The sequence below is a fragment of the Arthrobacter sp. 05L417 genome (assembly GCF_056397865.1).
Genome location: NZ_JBFTOG010000050.1, coordinates 1 through 14073, shown reverse-complemented (window position 1 = coordinate 14073; position 14073 = coordinate 1). Strand labels below are relative to the sequence as shown.

Genomic DNA, 14073 nt, shown 5'->3' with positions numbered 1-14073 from the left:
GCTCGCTCAGATATGCCGGTTTTTTCCCAAACGCTCGCTCACCCTCCTTCACCTGATGTGAAGGAGGGTGAGCGCTTTGGGCTCCAAAAGTGAGCGAGCGTCGATCAATTGCCGAGTTCTTCCGACGCCGTTCTTCCGGCGGCCTGGACGCGCCGCAGGAAGTCGGTAATGACTGTGATTTCAGCGTCGTCGTAGTCTGCGCAGATGGTGTCCATGAGGCTGTTCATTCCCGAGTAGAGGCGGAACATCTCGGCGTTTCTGTCGGGAAGAACCCGGATCACTACGGCGCGCCGGTCGGACGGATCGCGGTCCCGGACAATCCAGCCTCCGCGTTCAAGCCGGTCGAGGATGCCAGTCATGGTGGCCGGGTGCAGGCCCGCGTGTTTGGCCAACATGCTCGGGCTGAGCGGCCCGCGGCTCGAGATCAGGTCAAGACAATCAAGGTCAACGTCCTTCAGCTCGGCTTGGGTGCCGACCTGGTGATTGAGTACGGCTAGTTGCACGCGCACGCCCCGAAGCTCGGCTTTGAGCTCAGCGACAGCACGCCGCCGACGGCGCGGAGTTGCCGCCTCTTGATTTGATATGGAACTCATATGATATCGTTTCTGTATTGTATGGTTTTCCTAGGACAAGAATACCGGAGGCCGCATCACATGAAGATCGCAGTATTCGGGGCGAACGGCCCCACCGGAAGGATTCTCACCGCACAAGCGCTCGACGCCGGACACGTCGTCACCGCTGTCACGCGCAGGCCGCACGAATTCCCGATTTCCGCTCCCGGCCTAAGTGTGGTCGGCGCCGATGTGTACAACTTCGAGGACGTGAGCGCCGTCGTCGAAGGAAGTGATGCCGTCCTCTCAACCCTCGGCGTTCCATACAGCCGCCAGCCGATCACGGTCTATTCAGTGGGCACCGGTAACATCATCCGGGCAATGGGCAACCACGGCGTCCGTCGATTGGTCTGCGTGAGCTCAAGCGCCACCGACACTACGGCCGGCCCGCACGGAGGGTTCCTTTTCGAGAAATTGCTGCAGCCACTCGTTACCAAGCTCCTGGGGAAGACCCTGTACGAGGACATGCGGCGAATGGAATCTGCTGTCGCCGCCAGCGGCTTGGATTGGACAATCATGCGGCCTTCCGGTCTTTTCGAAACCGATTCCGTGACTGAATACAAGATGGCCGTTGACTACATAAATGGCACTTTCACGTCGCGGGCCGACCTGGCGGACTCCATGCTGAGGCAACTCACTTCGGACGAGTTCGTGCGCAAGAATGTAGCAGTTGCAACCTTTTCGCAGAAGCCGAGCCTCATTCAGCTGCTTTTCCGCGAGGCCAGCAGCAAGAAGGCCGCGCCGGATAGCGTCCCCGAGGGAAAGTTGTCATGAGCCGTCTAGCCATCCAGTCGGTGGTCCGTATCGCTGGGCTTGTATTCGTCGGCCTGTTCGCGGGGTTCCTCACTGGGATACTCGTCTTGGAATTGTCCTTGCGGCAATTTAGCAGCACGGTTTACGCCCAGCTCCAGCAGGTGGCCCTCGTCGGGCTGCCCCTCCTGGCCTCAGTCCTACTGTTTCCAGCGCTGATTGCCACGGCGGCCCTGGTATTGATGGAGCTCAAGACAAGGGATCGCGGTTTCTGGTTGGTGGCCGGCGCCCTTGGGCTGCTGCTCGCGGCCTTGATCACCACACTCGTGGTCAACGTTCCTATCAATCTGGCCGAAGCTGGATGGAACGTCAGCAACCCGCCAGGGGACTGGGCGGACATGCGCGACCGTTGGCAGGTGGGCCACGCAGTACGAACCTTTGCTGCGTTCTTGGCCTTCGGAGCTTTGTCAGTCGCCGCGGCGCGACAACCGATCCGCCGTCGGAGTTTGCAGCCCGCGCCAGCATAAGTCCCGGCGCCCAACGCTCACCCGCCTTTGGCGGGACAGTCGAAACCCTCCTTCACATTGATGAAGGAGGGTTTCGGGTTTTGCCGCTATATGTGAGCGAGCGTTGGAAGAACCGCCGCTATATGTGAGCGAGCGTCTTAGCCGCGGACGGAGGCTTCGACGGCGGTCGTCTCGGCTTCGGCCATGGCTTTCCACTCGGCGACGCGGGCCTGGTGCAGCGGAGACTTCCGGACCAGGGCGTAGGCCACGGCGAGGATCGCGAACCAGATGGGCGTTACGAGCAGTGCCGTGAGGGTGTCCGGCTGCGTCGTCAAGGCCCAGACCAGGAAGCCAAAGAACGCGAAGACCACCCACACCATGACGATCCCGCCGGGCATCTTGAACGTGGATGCCTCGTGGAGGTGAGGCCGGCGCTTCCGGAAAACGAGGTAGCTGGCCAGGATGATCGACCAGACGAACATGAAGCAGACAGCGGACACGGTGGTGACCATGTCGAAGGCTGCTCCAATGTCCTTGCCCGCGTAGAGCAGTGCGACGCCGCCAAGGAGCAGCACGCAGGACAGGAATAGGGCGTTCTGCGGAACCTTGCGGCTGGAAAGGCGGCCGAACATCTTGGGGGCATCGCCGTCGTTCGCCAGGCCAAACACCATGCGCGACGTCGAGTAGATACCGGAGTTGGCTGAGGACATGGCGGAAGTCAGGACCACGAGGTTCACCACGGTGGCCGCGATGCCCAGTCCTGCGAGAGAGAACATAGCGATGAATGGGCTGTGGCCGGCCTTGAACTCGGTCCACGGGATGACGGACATCAGGATGATGAGCGCGCCGACGTAGAACAGCATGACGCGGACCGGGATGGCGTTGATGGCGCGGGGCAGGTTGTGCTCCGGGTTCTTGGTTTCGGCCGCGGCGGTGCCCACCAGTTCGATACCCACGAAGGCGAAGACCGTGATCTGGAAGCCGGCAACGAAGCCCATGAATTCCTTGGGGAAGAACCCGCCGTGGCTCCAGAGGTTGGTGAAGCTCGCGGCTCCGGCGTCGGACTTGAAGCCGGTGGAGATCATCACGATACCCACGATGATCAAAGTGGCAATGGCGATGATCTTGATGAGGGCGAACCAGAATTCAGTCTCGCCGAAGGCCTTCACGGTGGGGAGGTTCAAGAGGAGCAGGATGACGATGGTCGCGAGGCCCGGAATCCAGAGCGGCACCCCCGGCCAGAGCTCATTGGCGTAGCCCGCGATGGCGATGACATCGGCCACCCCCGTTACCACCCAGCAGAACCAGTAGGTCCAACCGGTGAAGAAGCCTGCCCAGGGACCGAGGAGGTCGCCGGCGAAGTCGCTGAAGGACTTGTAGTTCAGGTTGGACAGGAGGAGCTGTCCCATGGCGCGCATGACGAAGAACAGCATGAAGCCGATGATCATGTACACGAAGATCACGGACGGACCGGCGACGGAGATGGTCTTTCCGGAGCCCATGAACAGGCCTGTGCCGATGGCGCCGCCGATGGCAAGCAGCTGGATGTGGCGGTTGCTCAGTGAGCGTGCCAGATGCGGCTCGCTGTCTTTGCTGGAGGCAGTGCGTTGCCCCGTGGTTGTCTGGTCAGACATTTTTGCATCCTTCGGGTGATTCGCCGCAATGGTGACGTGGCTAACAAATCTGCTAGTCCAAAGTAACTCGAACAATCGAAAAGATTGTGATTGATCGTTTCACCCAGAATTCATGAAGGCTAGCAAAAAGAATCCTCCAGCTTGTGTCAGGCTGGTGCTATGAGTCACACAAATCCAGGAGTGAAGCCGCTGTTGAGCATGGTTCTGGACGAAGGCGTCTTCACGCTCCGCCGGGCCCATTGGGAGGACCTCCCCGCCATTCTGAGATTGCTCGCGGCCGATCAGTTGGGTAGTTCCCGCGAAAACGCCGACGACGTCGGCCCCTATCTGCAGGCGTTTCAACAGATCAATGAGGATCCGGCCCAACTGTTGGTGGTGGGCCACTTGAACGGCGCTTGCGTGGCAACTTTCCAGCTGAGTTTCATCCCGGGCCTGGCCCGGAAGGGCTCGCTGCGCTGCCAGATCGAGGCCGTGCGCGTCGCCGCGGAGTTGCGGGATCATGGCGTGGGTGCGGCCATGATGCAATGGGCCATCGAAGAGGCCCGGAACAGGGGCTGCACCCTGGTCCAGCTCACCAGCGACAAGTCGCGCAAGGACGCCCATCGCTTCTATGAGCGGCTTGGTTTCGTGGCCAGCCACGAGGGAATGAAGCTGGCGCTGTAGCGCCGGCAGCCTGGAGGCAATCTCGAGGCAAAGTCCGGCATCCCTTGATATTTAGGCAGCCTAACTGTTAGGATACCTAAATATGAACACCAATCCAGCTGACGACGCGCTGCTCGCCCTCGCCCAATCATTCCGGGAAGCCTTGCGGCAGAGCGTCTATGTGATGCGTCGCCTCGATTCCGAGGAGCAACTCAGCTCGGCCCAGCTTGGCGTCCTCAAGATGGCGCTCGACGGCGGTGCCCGCGTCGGGGGAATCGCGCGGAACCTTGGGGTCAAGGTCCCCAGCGCCACGGAGCAGATCATCAAGCTTGAGGGCGCGGGCCTGGTCAAACGCGAAGCAGACCCGGACGACTCCCGCGCCGTCCGCGTCGCCGCGACCGCGGCGGGGCGTGCCGCCGTCGAGAAGGCAGACCGGCGCCGCAACGAATTCATCGCCGGGATCCTCGGAGCGCTGAGCCAGTCCGAACGCGACGCTGTCCAAGCCGCCCTTCCGGTGTTCGACAAGATCAACCACTCAGTCCAATACTGAACAAGCCGAAAATAGGAGAGCACTCCATGAAAGGCCAGCTCGCAGAGCAACTGCAGCCAGCGGAAGAAACCCTCGAGGCCGAGAAGGCCTCGTTCCTCAAGCAGCCCAAAGCTGTGTGGGCCACGGCGATTGCCGCCGTCTTCGCCTTCATGGGCATCGGCCTGGTAGACCCGATCCTGCCGGCCATCGCCAAGAACCTCCAGGCCAGCCCCAGCCAAGTGTCTTTGCTCTTCACGAGCTACTTCCTGGTCACCGCCGTCGCGATGCTCGTGACCGGTTTCGTCTCTTCGCGGATCGGCGGCAAAAAGACCCTCATGATCGGCCTTGCCCTGATTGTCGTGTTCGCCTCGCTCTCGGGCCTGTCCGGAAGCGTGGGTGAGCTGGTCGGATTCCGCGCTGGTTGGGGACTTGGCAACGCCCTCTTCGTGGCCACCGCGCTTGCCGTGATTGTCGGCGTCGCGAGCGGCGGAACCGGAACGGCCATCATCCTGTACGAGGCCGCCCTTGGCCTGGGTATTTCCCTGGGCCCATTGCTCGGCGCGCTCCTCGGCGGCTGGCAGTGGCGTGCACCGTTCTTCGGCACGGCGGTCCTCATGGCCGTTTCCTTCATAGCCTTGTTGGCCCTGTTGCCCAAGACCCCGACGCCGGCAACGAAGGCCCGTTTGCGTGACCCGCTCCTTGCCCTGGGCCACAAGGGCCTTCGCACCACTGCGGCCAGTGCCCTGTTCTACAACTACGGCTTCTTCACGATCCTGGCCTTCACGCCCTTCATCCTGGGAATGGACGCCTACGGTATCGGTGCTGTGTTCTTCGGCTGGGGCGTGGCAGTGGCTGTGTTCTCGGTCTTCGTGGCACCCGTGCTGCAGCGTCGCTTCGGCACCACCAACGTCCTGGTCGGCACCCTTGGGGCGCTCTTGCTGGACCTCGTCGGGCTGGGACTGGCTGCGGGGCACTCGGTGACTGCCGTCGTCGTGCTTGTCATTGTGGCGGGCGCCCTGCTTGGCATCAACAACACGCTGTACACCGAACTGGCCATGGAAGTCTCCGATTCGCCGCGTCCCGTGGCCTCGGCCGGTTACAACTTTGTGCGCTGGATGGGCGGCGCGCTGGCTCCGTTTGTCGCGGCGCAGCTGGGTGAGCACTTTGGCCCGCAGGTTCCGTTCTTCGCCGCGGCCCTTGCCCTCGCGTTCGCGATCCTCGTGGCCGTGGGCGGCCGCCGGTTCCTGAAGTCCCACGAACCGCACCTCGGGTAGGAGGGCCCAACTAGCTCGCAGTTGTTGTCGTTATGAAGCCTCAAAACGACAACAACTGCGATCTACTTGGGTGGGGGCTACTTGGGTGCGGGCGCGAGCTCCGCAGGTTTGGAGCCCTTCGGTACGAACAAGGTCTCGGCCTGCTCAAGGGACATGCCGTTGGTTTCGGGCACCTTGAACATGACGAAGAAGAACGACGCCGCGGCGAACCCTGCGTACATGCCGTAAGTCAGCGGAAGCGAACCCGCCGCCATGATGGGGAAGCTCAAGGTGATGGCGAAGTTGGCGATCCACTGGGCCGCGGCGGCCAGGCCGAGCGCGCGGGCACGGATGCGTGAGGGGAAGATCTCGCCCAGGAGCACCCACACCAGGGGTCCCCACGAAGCGCCGAAGCTCACCACGAACACGTTTGCAGCCACGAGGGCCACAGGACCCCAGGCGCCGGTCAAGGACACCGAAGAACCCGTCCCGGTGGCGGAAGAAAAGGCCAGCGCCATGGCACCGAGGGACACGGCCATGCCGATGGAGCCCGCCAATAGGATGGGCCGGCGGCCGATGCGGTCCACGAGGGCGATGGCCACGAGGGTGACCAGGATGTTGGTGACGGACGTTGCCACCGAGATGGCCAGGGAGTCCTGCTCGTGGAAGCCGACTGCTTTCCACAGGGTGGTGGAGTAGTAGAAGATCACGTTGATGCCGACGAATTGCTGCAGCACGGACAGGATGATGCCGATCCACACCACGGGCTGCAGGCCGAAGGCCTTGCCCCGGAGCGAGCCCTTCTTGGTGGAGAGCTCGTCCTGCTTGATTGAGTCGCGGATTTCGCGGATGTGGCGTTCGGTGTCGTCGCCGGGCATCAGGGTGTCGAAGATTTTGCGTGCGGTGTCTTCCTTGCCGTTGAGGACCAGGAAGTGCGGGGATTCGGGCAACCGGAAGGCGATCAGGCCGTATATCGCGGCGGGCACGGCGCAGGCGATGAACATCCAGCGCCAGGCCTCAATTCCGAGCCACAACGCGTGGTGGGCGCTTCCCGCGGAAGTCGCCAGGACGGCGTCGGATAGCAGGGCCGCGAAAATGCCGGTGGTGATCGCCAACTGCTGCAGCGACGCGAGCCGCCCACGGACCTGGCGCGGGGAGATTTCCGAGATGTAGGCCGGCGCGATCACCGACGCGAGGCCGATGCCCAGGCCGCCAACCAAGCGCCAGAAAACCAGGTCCCAGACGCTGAAAGCCAAGCCCGTCCCGATGGAGCTGACGAGGAAGAGCACGGCACCAAGCTTCATGGCGGGGATTCGGCCGTAGCGGTCCGCTACCTTGCCCGCGAGATATGCCCCTGCCGCGCAGCCGAGCAACGCGACCGCCACAGCGAAGCCCGTGACGGCTTCGCTCAGCATGAATTCGTCCTTCATGGCATCGACGGCGCCGTTGACCACGGAGGAATCGAAGCCGAAGAGGAAACCGCCCACAGCTCCGGCAACGGCCAGGCCAATTACCTTGCGTGGGACGCCGGAATGGCTGTCGGAGCTGGATTTGGGCATGGCTCTCCCTTGGGGAAATGTGGTGGATTGTGCGGCGCGGTCGTCGTCGGCAGCTGATTCCGACGGGGACGCCGGTGCACTCGCGCTACACAGTGTGGCACGCCGCCAGCGTGACTTCCAATCAACGCGGCCAGGCACACCGGAAGTGTCACGCCGCGCAAACTTTCGCGCCGCCGTCGGGCACTCCACCGCGCGAACGCTGGAAACGACAACGGCAGGCAGTCCAAAAGACTGCCTGCCGTGACGCGGTTCGAGATATTAGTGTGCGGAAACGGATTCCTTCGCCGCCGCCTTCGGGTCCGTGAGTTTCTTGTTCGGCAAAGCGAAGGTGATCAGGAACGCGAGGCCGGTGAGCGCGGCGGCGGTCAGCATCACGGTGTCGATCGACTGCGCGAAGCCTTCAAGAATGGGCCGTGTGAGCGCCGGGTTGGCATGGTGGAGCCAGCTGGTGTCGTTCAGCGAATCGTTCGTCGCGCCGTTCTTGAAGAAGTCGTACAGCTTGGCGTTGGCGGGATCCGCGGCAACCGCGGGATCCTTGAGCACCTTGAGGTAGTCGGCGTTGCCGATGGCGTCCTTCATGCCTGAAGCGATCTTGTCGGCGGCCAGGCTGAAGAGCATCGAGATGAATACCGCGGTTCCCACTGCGCCGCCCATGGAACGGAAGAATGCCGCGGTGGACGTGCCCACACCCATGTCCTTCGGCGGCACGGAGACCTGCATGGCCAACGTGAGCGGCTGCATGCAGAAGCCCAGGCCCATGCCGAAGAACACGGCGATCAGGCCGGGAACCCAGAGCTCGGTGTCCACGCCGAGGGACAGTCCCATGACGATGGCGGCGGCGGTGAGGATGCCCGTGCCGAGGATCGGGAAGATCCGGAAAACGCCCGAAGCCGAGATGGTCCGTCCCGCTGTAATGGAACCGAAGAGGATGCCCACCGTGAAGGTGATCATCATGAGGCCCGCCTCGGTGGGGGTGAGGCCCTTGACCAGCTGCAGGTACATCGGGAGCATCGCGATGGCCCCGAACATGCCGATACCGATGATGAAGTTCAACAGGGAGGACAGTCCGAAGGTGATGTTCCTGAAGAGCCGCAGGGGGATCAGCGCATAGTCGCCGGCACGCCGCTCAACCAGCAGGAACGCCACGATGCCAACGACGCCGAGGCCGTAGCAGATCCACGAGTTGACGGAGGTCCAGCCCCAGCTGCGGCCTTGTTCGGCCACGAGCAGCAGCGGGACGATTGCCAGCGTGATGGCTCCAGCGCCCCAGTAGTCGATTTTCTGCTTGACGTGCTTCGCGGGCAGGTGCAGATAGAAGAACACGACAGCCAGCGCGGCAAGGCCTATGGGCAGGTTGATGAAGAAGACCCAGCGCCAGCCGTCGAAGCCAAGGATGTTGGCCGATCCTGCGAAGGCACCGCCGACTACGGGTCCGAGCACCGAGGAGACGCCAAAGACGGACATGAAGTAGCCCTGGTACTTGGCACGATCCTTGAGGGCAACGATGTCGCCGATGATGGTCAGTGCGAGGGCCAGCAGACCGCCGGCGCCCATTCCCTGGATGCCGCGGGCTATGGCGAGCTCGGTCATGGAGTGCACGGAACCGGCGTACAGGGAGCCGGCCAAGAAGATCAGGATCGCGGCCAGGTACAACGGGCGGCGGCCGAAGATGTCGCTGAGCTTGCCGTAGAGCGGGGTGCTCACCGTGGAGGTGATGAGGTAGGCCGTGGTGGCCCACGCCTGCAGGGACAGGCCATCGAGGTCGTTGGCGATCGTGTAAATGGACGTGGACACGATGGTCTGGTCCAGGGAGGACAGGAACATGCCGAGCATGAGGCCCACCATGACGGTAAGCGTCTGACGGTGTGTCAAGACCTCTCCGGCGGCCCGCACAGGCGTGGCGTTGGACATTGCTTCTCCAAGGGTGGATGTAAGGGGACTAAGCAGGATAGTTGCTTTCAGTAACTATCCTAATGGCTCCTGTATTCCCTGTCTTACCCGATTGGAGAGAAAAATGTCACCGCTCTATGAGAATCCCGTCGGGATCGCAGTAGATCAGGTTGCCGGGTTCGATGTGCACTCCGTCAATCACCAAGGGGATGTCCACTTCGCCACGGCCCACTTTGGAGCTCTTCTTGGGGTTGCTTCCCAGTGCCTTGACGCCCAAAGGCAGCTTCGCGATAGCCACGCGATCGCGAATGGCCCCGTTGATCACGACGCCGGACCAGCCGTTCGCGACGGCGCTCTCGGCGATCATGTCCCCCATGAGGGCTGTGCGCAGGGAGCCGTAGCCGTCCACCACCAGCACGGCACCTTCGCCGGGGGTTGCCAGGACGGTCTTGACGAGTGCATTGTCCTCAAAGCACTTGATGGTGCGCACGGGGCCGTTGAAGTGCGAGACGCCGCCGAGGTCCTGGAACTGCAGTGATATCGACTCAACTTCTTCGGCACGCTCGTCGTAGAGATCGGCTGTGTTGATGGGGTTCGCTGGGCTGTTCATCGTTGATCCTCCTCGGTCCGTTGGAGTTACCCTAACGCGTGCGGCCTCGCCTTAGCGGGTCTTGGATGTGCCGGTTGTCCACATACGGGCCTTCGTGACAGCCGGGCAGGCTCCCTCGGCGCTAGGCTGAATTCACACGTCCAGAGGCTAGGGGAGTACCGTCATGAGCCTGTCCGATCTGCCCGGTTCATTGCCTGAAAGACCGGCGGCGGATCCTGCCCTGGATCTTGCGCGAACAGAAGGCCCGACGACGGCGCTCGCCGAGCCCGTGGAGCGCGTCCGCTCTCTCTGGGTCACCGGAGTGGTGCTCGTCAATGTGGGCATCAACGCCGCCTTCTTCGGCCCTCTCCAGGTTTTGCTAGGGCAGCAGGCCATCCACTTCGATGAGGGCCAGAAGGAAGCCATCCTTGCGCTCGTTACAGGATGTGGTGCTGCGGTGTCGATGGTCGCGAATCCCCTCTTTGGTGCGTTCAGCGACCGCACCACGTCCCGCTTCGGACGGCGCGTCCCTTGGGTGCTCTTCGGTGCCATTTTGGGCGTCGTAGCCTTGGTGGCCTTGGCGGTAGCTCCCAACGTGGCGGTCATGACTATTCTGTGGTGCCTGGTCCAGGCCGGCTGTAATGGAGCCTATGCGGCCATCACAGCGGCTATTCCGGATCGAGTGCCGGTGCCCCAACGCGGCGCGGTCGGCGGCCTTGCGGCCATGGGCCAGACCGTGGGCATTCTCGCGGGTGCTGTGATCGCTTCCGTAGTTTCGGGGAACTTTGCCCTCGGCTACATCGTGTGTGCTGCCGCGCTGCTGGCCGGTGTCGTGCTTTACCTTTTCAAGAGTGGCGACGTGCCTCTCGTTCCGGAGGCCAGGCCACCGTTCAAACTCTGGACATTCGTCAAGGGATTTTGGATCTCGCCCGTCAAATACCCGGACTTCGCGTGGGCCTGGTTGACGCGCCTGCTGGTCAATATCGGCAACCACATGGTCACCTTGTACTTGCTGTTCTTCCTCAAGGATGCCGTGCATCTCGAGGAGACCCAGGGCCTCAAGCCTGAGTTCGGGGTCCTCATCCTGACTGGCCTCTATGCCGTGATGGTGATCATCACCAGTGTGGTGGGCGGTGCCATCAGCGACCGCATGGGCAAACGCAAACCTCTGGTGATTGTTTCCTCCATCGTCATTTCGATCGCAAGCCTGATCCTCGCGTTCGAACCCACGTGGACGGGCGCCATTGCCGGCGCGGTGGTGCTCGGCATCGGCTTTGGCGCGTACCTCGCGGTCGACTTCGCGCTCATTACCCAGGTGCTCCCCACTGCGCTGGACCGGGGCAGGGACCTCGGGGTTATCAACGTGGCGAATTCTTTGCCGCAGGTGATTGCGCCGGCGATTGCCTCCGTTTTCGTTGTGTTCTGGGGTGGGTACGTCTCGCTGTATGTGGCCGCAGCTGTCATTGGCTTGCTAGGAGCGGTATTCGTGGTGAAGATCAAGGGCGTCGCATAGACCTGGGAATCCGTTCTCAGGGAACTGACAACTTGCTGCCGTATCATTGTCAGGACGCGCTCGGTCTATGGGGGGCCGCGCAATCTCCCCGAACGAAGCCCAAACCAACAGAACGCCGGAAATGTCCGAACCGAACTCCTTGGAACCGTATTCGCTGGATCTGGCCGCGGGGTTGCCCCAAATGGCGGCTGCTCCCACCACGCCGAGACAGCTATTGCGCTACGCCCGGATACTGAAGACTGCCGCGGGATTCGCCCAGCGGCAGTTCGATACTGTGAGCCTCTCGGATGTATCCACTCGGGCGCACGTTCCGCTCGGGACGCTCTACCGTTACTTTCCGTCCACGGTCCATCTGATGCTCGCCGTCTACCGGCAGCAGCTCCGGGAACTCAACGACGCCAAGCCGGCATCTTCGAGGTGCAGCCAGCAAGAGCTCACCGGTCTCGGGATGGAGATCTTCCACATGCGGGTCATGCAACCCGCAGTCGAACACTGTCTGTCCCGCACGTGGGACACCCGCGACGGTGACATCCCCGTACTCTTGCGCGATATCGGGGTGCTCTCGGCCGAGATGGTCGCGGCCGCGATCGGCGACACCGGGCGGGCCCGGATTCTGCTCCACGTAATCAGTGGTCTGGTCCAGTCCGTCAACTGCCGCCGGATCTCACTTTTCGACGCCGAGAAGGACCTCAAGAACGCCTGCAAGTTGATTGCGGACGCGTAGCTTTTCCGGGAATCAACGTAATTGGTCTAGACCACTACGACCAAAAGTATGAGTTTATGACTGGATGTCTCTAGTCTTCCTATCAGGCCCCTGTCTACGAAGACAGGACCCAAGCGGCTAGCAGCCCATATCCGCAGGAGTTTCACCGCACGGACCAGCCACCCTTGGTCCGGCACCGAAGCCTCTATACCTGCCCGAATTGTGCCGTGGGTTCACGGCTAGCCTGAGGAGACAACGACGTGTCCGTCGAGACCATCACCCCTGAACAGAATCTGACTGCCCTGGCGCTGAGCGAAGAGGAAATCTTCAGCGCCCACGAAGGCGGCAAGCTCTCCGTGTCCAGCACCGTGCCGCTTTTGAACAAGCGGGACCTTTCCATCGCCTACACTCCCGGCGTCGCCGAGGTGAGCCGAGCGATCCACGCCAACCCCGAGCTTGCACGCACCCACACGTGGGCCGAGCGCCTCGTGGTGGTCGTCAGCGATGGCACCGCGGTCCTGGGCCTGGGCGACATCGGACCCAGCGCTTCCCTCCCGGTCATGGAAGGAAAGTCCGCGCTCTTCAAGGCCTTCGGCGACCTCGACTCCATCCCCTTGGTCCTCAACACCACCAACGTGGACGAAATCATCGAGACCCTTGTCCGCCTGCGTCCGAGCTTCGGTGCAGTCAACCTCGAAGACATCTCCGCGCCCCGCTGCTTCGAACTCGAAGAGCGCCTCATCGAAGCCCTCGACTGCCCTGTCATGCACGATGACCAGCACGGCACCGCCGTCGTGGTTCTCGCAGCCTTGACCAACGCCGCCAAGGTGACCGGCCGTGAGCTTGAGGGACTGAAAGTTGTGGTCTCCGGTGCGGGTGCCGCGGGCATCGCCGTCTCCGAGATCCTGCTGACCGCGGGCGTCAAGGACGTCGTCCTTCTGGATTCCAAGGGGATCATCAACTCCGAGCGCGCCGACCTGGTGGCGGATTCAGGCAGCGTCAAGGCCCGCTTCGCCCAGCGCACCAACCCCCGCGCCCTTTCCGGCGGACCCGCGGAGGCACTGCAGGGCGCCGACGTGTTCATCGGCGTTTCCTCGTCCAAGCTGGCCGAGGAACACTTGAAGCTCATGAACGAGAATTCGATCGTGTTCGCCCTGTCCAACCCGGACCCGGAAGTCCTGCCCGAGGTCGCCGTCAAGTACGCGGCCGTCGTGGCCACCGGCCGGAGCGACTTCCCGAACCAGATCAACAACGTCCTTGCCTTCCCCGGAATTTTCCGCGGAGCCTTGGACGCTGGCGCACGTCGCATCACTCCGGCCATGAAGATCGCCGCAGCCCGCGCCATCGCCGCGCTGGCCGAGGAAGAACTCTCCGCCGATTACATCGTGCCCAGCCCGCTGGATCCCCGTGTCGCTCCTGCGGTTACGGCGGCAGTTGCGGCGGCGGCTGAATAGCCCGCGCGCTTAATCCAACGAGCCGACGACGGCGACCCTCCCGTGCTGGGGAGGGTCGCCGTCGTTCTTTTGTTCCGCCGTCGTTCTCGGGGACCAACTTCAGCGCTGGTGAGCGAGGGTTTGGGATTTGGGCCGGATATGTGAGCGAGGGTTTGGGATTTGGGCCGGATATGTGAGCGAGGGTTTGGGATTTGGGCCGGATATATGAGCGAGCGTTTGCATCGACTGACGCTCGCTCACCTTTGGCGGCATTTTCACTGACGCTCGCTCACCTTTGGCGCCCTTTCGACAAACGCTCCCTCATCGTCAAGCTGGTTGTGAGTCATTCATTACCTGTTGATTGAAGGAGCCGGCGATGGCCGTTGATAACAAGGGTTTTACGCGTGAAGAGATCCGTGAGTTCATGCATGAGTACTATTTGCAGCCGCACGGGACGAGGA

At 62.5% G+C, this 14073-nt stretch carries 13 protein-coding genes; 8 read left to right on the top strand and 5 right to left on the bottom strand.

The window, feature by feature from the left end; all coding sequences use genetic code 11:
- Nucleotides 1-104 precede the first annotated feature (104 nt).
- Complete coding sequence (locus tag AC1DJW_RS24145; RefSeq protein ID WP_476902722.1) at nucleotides 105-593, bottom strand: MarR family winged helix-turn-helix transcriptional regulator; 489 nt, start codon at nucleotides 591-593, stop codon at nucleotides 105-107.
- A gap of 60 nt (nucleotides 594-653) precedes the next feature.
- On the opposite strand from AC1DJW_RS24145, the gene AC1DJW_RS24140 reads away from it, so the two are divergent.
- Entirely contained in the window at nucleotides 654-1385 is a 732-nt protein-coding gene (locus AC1DJW_RS24140; RefSeq protein WP_459342989.1) for an NAD(P)-dependent oxidoreductase, read from the top strand.
- The gene (locus tag AC1DJW_RS24135; protein ID WP_476902721.1) at nucleotides 1382-1888 is read left to right on the top strand and encodes an anthrone oxygenase family protein; all 507 of its coding nucleotides are present in this window, start codon (nucleotides 1382-1384) and stop codon (nucleotides 1886-1888) included. The genes AC1DJW_RS24140 and AC1DJW_RS24135 overlap by 4 nt, the downstream gene beginning before the upstream one ends.
- A gap of 137 nt (nucleotides 1889-2025) precedes the next feature.
- On the opposite strand, the gene AC1DJW_RS24130 is transcribed toward AC1DJW_RS24135, so the two are convergent.
- On the bottom strand, nucleotides 2026-3501 hold the full coding sequence (locus AC1DJW_RS24130) for an amino acid permease (RefSeq protein ID WP_476902720.1): 1476 nt from the start codon (nucleotides 3499-3501) through the stop codon (nucleotides 2026-2028).
- 159 nt (nucleotides 3502-3660) lie between these two features.
- Here AC1DJW_RS24130 and AC1DJW_RS24125 point away from each other — a divergent pair, with 159 nt between their 5' ends.
- The 3 genes from AC1DJW_RS24125 to AC1DJW_RS24115 all read left to right on the top strand — a co-directional run bounded on the left by AC1DJW_RS24125 (nucleotide 3661) and on the right by AC1DJW_RS24115 (nucleotide 5946).
- On the top strand, nucleotides 3661-4164 hold the full coding sequence (locus tag AC1DJW_RS24125; protein WP_284756077.1) for a GNAT family N-acetyltransferase: 504 nt from the start codon (nucleotides 3661-3663) through the stop codon (nucleotides 4162-4164).
- 82 nt (nucleotides 4165-4246) lie between these two features.
- Nucleotides 4247-4693 carry a MarR family winged helix-turn-helix transcriptional regulator gene (locus tag AC1DJW_RS24120; RefSeq protein ID WP_284756075.1) on the top strand — a complete coding sequence of 149 codons (447 nt, stop codon included), beginning with the start codon at nucleotides 4247-4249 and terminating at the stop codon, nucleotides 4691-4693.
- Nucleotides 4694-4719: 26 nt separating this feature from the next.
- The gene (locus AC1DJW_RS24115; RefSeq protein WP_476902719.1) at nucleotides 4720-5946 is read left to right on the top strand and encodes an MFS transporter; all 1227 of its coding nucleotides are present in this window, start codon (nucleotides 4720-4722) and stop codon (nucleotides 5944-5946) included.
- Between the two features lie 77 nt (nucleotides 5947-6023).
- Here the strand turns inward: AC1DJW_RS24115 and AC1DJW_RS24110 are convergent, their stop codons facing one another.
- From AC1DJW_RS24110 to rraA, 3 genes are all read right to left on the bottom strand, one after another.
- Nucleotides 6024-7484: a sugar porter family MFS transporter gene (locus AC1DJW_RS24110; protein WP_476902718.1), complete on the bottom strand. Its 1461-nt coding sequence runs from the start codon at nucleotides 7482-7484 to the stop codon at nucleotides 6024-6026.
- Between the two features lie 258 nt (nucleotides 7485-7742).
- The gene (locus tag AC1DJW_RS24105) at nucleotides 7743-9395 is read right to left on the bottom strand and encodes an MDR family MFS transporter (protein ID WP_476902717.1); all 1653 of its coding nucleotides are present in this window, start codon (nucleotides 9393-9395) and stop codon (nucleotides 7743-7745) included.
- A gap of 106 nt (nucleotides 9396-9501) precedes the next feature.
- On the bottom strand, nucleotides 9502-9984 hold the full coding sequence (gene rraA / locus AC1DJW_RS24100; RefSeq protein WP_284756070.1) for a ribonuclease E activity regulator RraA: 483 nt from the start codon (nucleotides 9982-9984) through the stop codon (nucleotides 9502-9504).
- 163 nt (nucleotides 9985-10147) lie between these two features.
- Between rraA and AC1DJW_RS24095 the strand changes: the two genes are divergently transcribed.
- The 3 genes from AC1DJW_RS24095 (at nucleotide 10148) to AC1DJW_RS24085 (ending at nucleotide 13633) form a co-directional block, all read left to right on the top strand.
- Nucleotides 10148-11476: an MFS transporter gene (locus tag AC1DJW_RS24095; RefSeq protein ID WP_476902716.1), complete on the top strand. Its 1329-nt coding sequence runs from the start codon at nucleotides 10148-10150 to the stop codon at nucleotides 11474-11476.
- Nucleotides 11477-11597: 121 nt separating this feature from the next.
- Nucleotides 11598-12200, top strand: a complete 603-nt coding sequence (locus tag AC1DJW_RS24090; RefSeq protein ID WP_284756066.1) for a TetR/AcrR family transcriptional regulator — start codon at nucleotides 11598-11600, stop codon at nucleotides 12198-12200.
- A gap of 239 nt (nucleotides 12201-12439) precedes the next feature.
- Nucleotides 12440-13633: an NAD(P)-dependent malic enzyme gene (locus AC1DJW_RS24085; protein WP_284756064.1), complete on the top strand. Its 1194-nt coding sequence runs from the start codon at nucleotides 12440-12442 to the stop codon at nucleotides 13631-13633.
- The last annotated feature ends 440 nt before the right edge of the window (nucleotides 13634-14073 follow it).

What these genes read in the sequence shown, in the direction of transcription:
- AC1DJW_RS24145 (WP_476902722.1), bottom strand. Translation starts at nt 593, where the DNA reads ATGAGTTCCATATCAAATCAAGAGGCGGCAACTCCGCGCCGTCGGCGG.
- AC1DJW_RS24140 (WP_459342989.1), top strand. Translation starts at nt 654, where the DNA reads ATGAAGATCGCAGTATTCGGGGCGAACGGCCCCACCGGAAGGATTCTC.
- AC1DJW_RS24135 (WP_476902721.1), top strand. Translation starts at nt 1,382, where the DNA reads ATGAGCCGTCTAGCCATCCAGTCGGTGGTCCGTATCGCTGGGCTTGTA.
- AC1DJW_RS24130 (WP_476902720.1), bottom strand. Translation starts at nt 3,501, where the DNA reads ATGTCTGACCAGACAACCACGGGGCAACGCACTGCCTCCAGCAAAGAC.
- AC1DJW_RS24125 (WP_284756077.1), top strand. Translation starts at nt 3,661, where the DNA reads ATGAGTCACACAAATCCAGGAGTGAAGCCGCTGTTGAGCATGGTTCTG.
- AC1DJW_RS24120 (WP_284756075.1), top strand. Translation starts at nt 4,247, where the DNA reads ATGAACACCAATCCAGCTGACGACGCGCTGCTCGCCCTCGCCCAATCA.
- AC1DJW_RS24115 (WP_476902719.1), top strand. Translation starts at nt 4,720, where the DNA reads ATGAAAGGCCAGCTCGCAGAGCAACTGCAGCCAGCGGAAGAAACCCTC.
- AC1DJW_RS24110 (WP_476902718.1), bottom strand. Translation starts at nt 7,484, where the DNA reads ATGCCCAAATCCAGCTCCGACAGCCATTCCGGCGTCCCACGCAAGGTA.
- AC1DJW_RS24105 (WP_476902717.1), bottom strand. Translation starts at nt 9,395, where the DNA reads ATGTCCAACGCCACGCCTGTGCGGGCCGCCGGAGAGGTCTTGACACAC.
- rraA (WP_284756070.1), bottom strand. Translation starts at nt 9,984, where the DNA reads ATGAACAGCCCAGCGAACCCCATCAACACAGCCGATCTCTACGACGAG.
- AC1DJW_RS24095 (WP_476902716.1), top strand. Translation starts at nt 10,148, where the DNA reads ATGAGCCTGTCCGATCTGCCCGGTTCATTGCCTGAAAGACCGGCGGCG.
- AC1DJW_RS24090 (WP_284756066.1), top strand. Translation starts at nt 11,598, where the DNA reads ATGTCCGAACCGAACTCCTTGGAACCGTATTCGCTGGATCTGGCCGCG.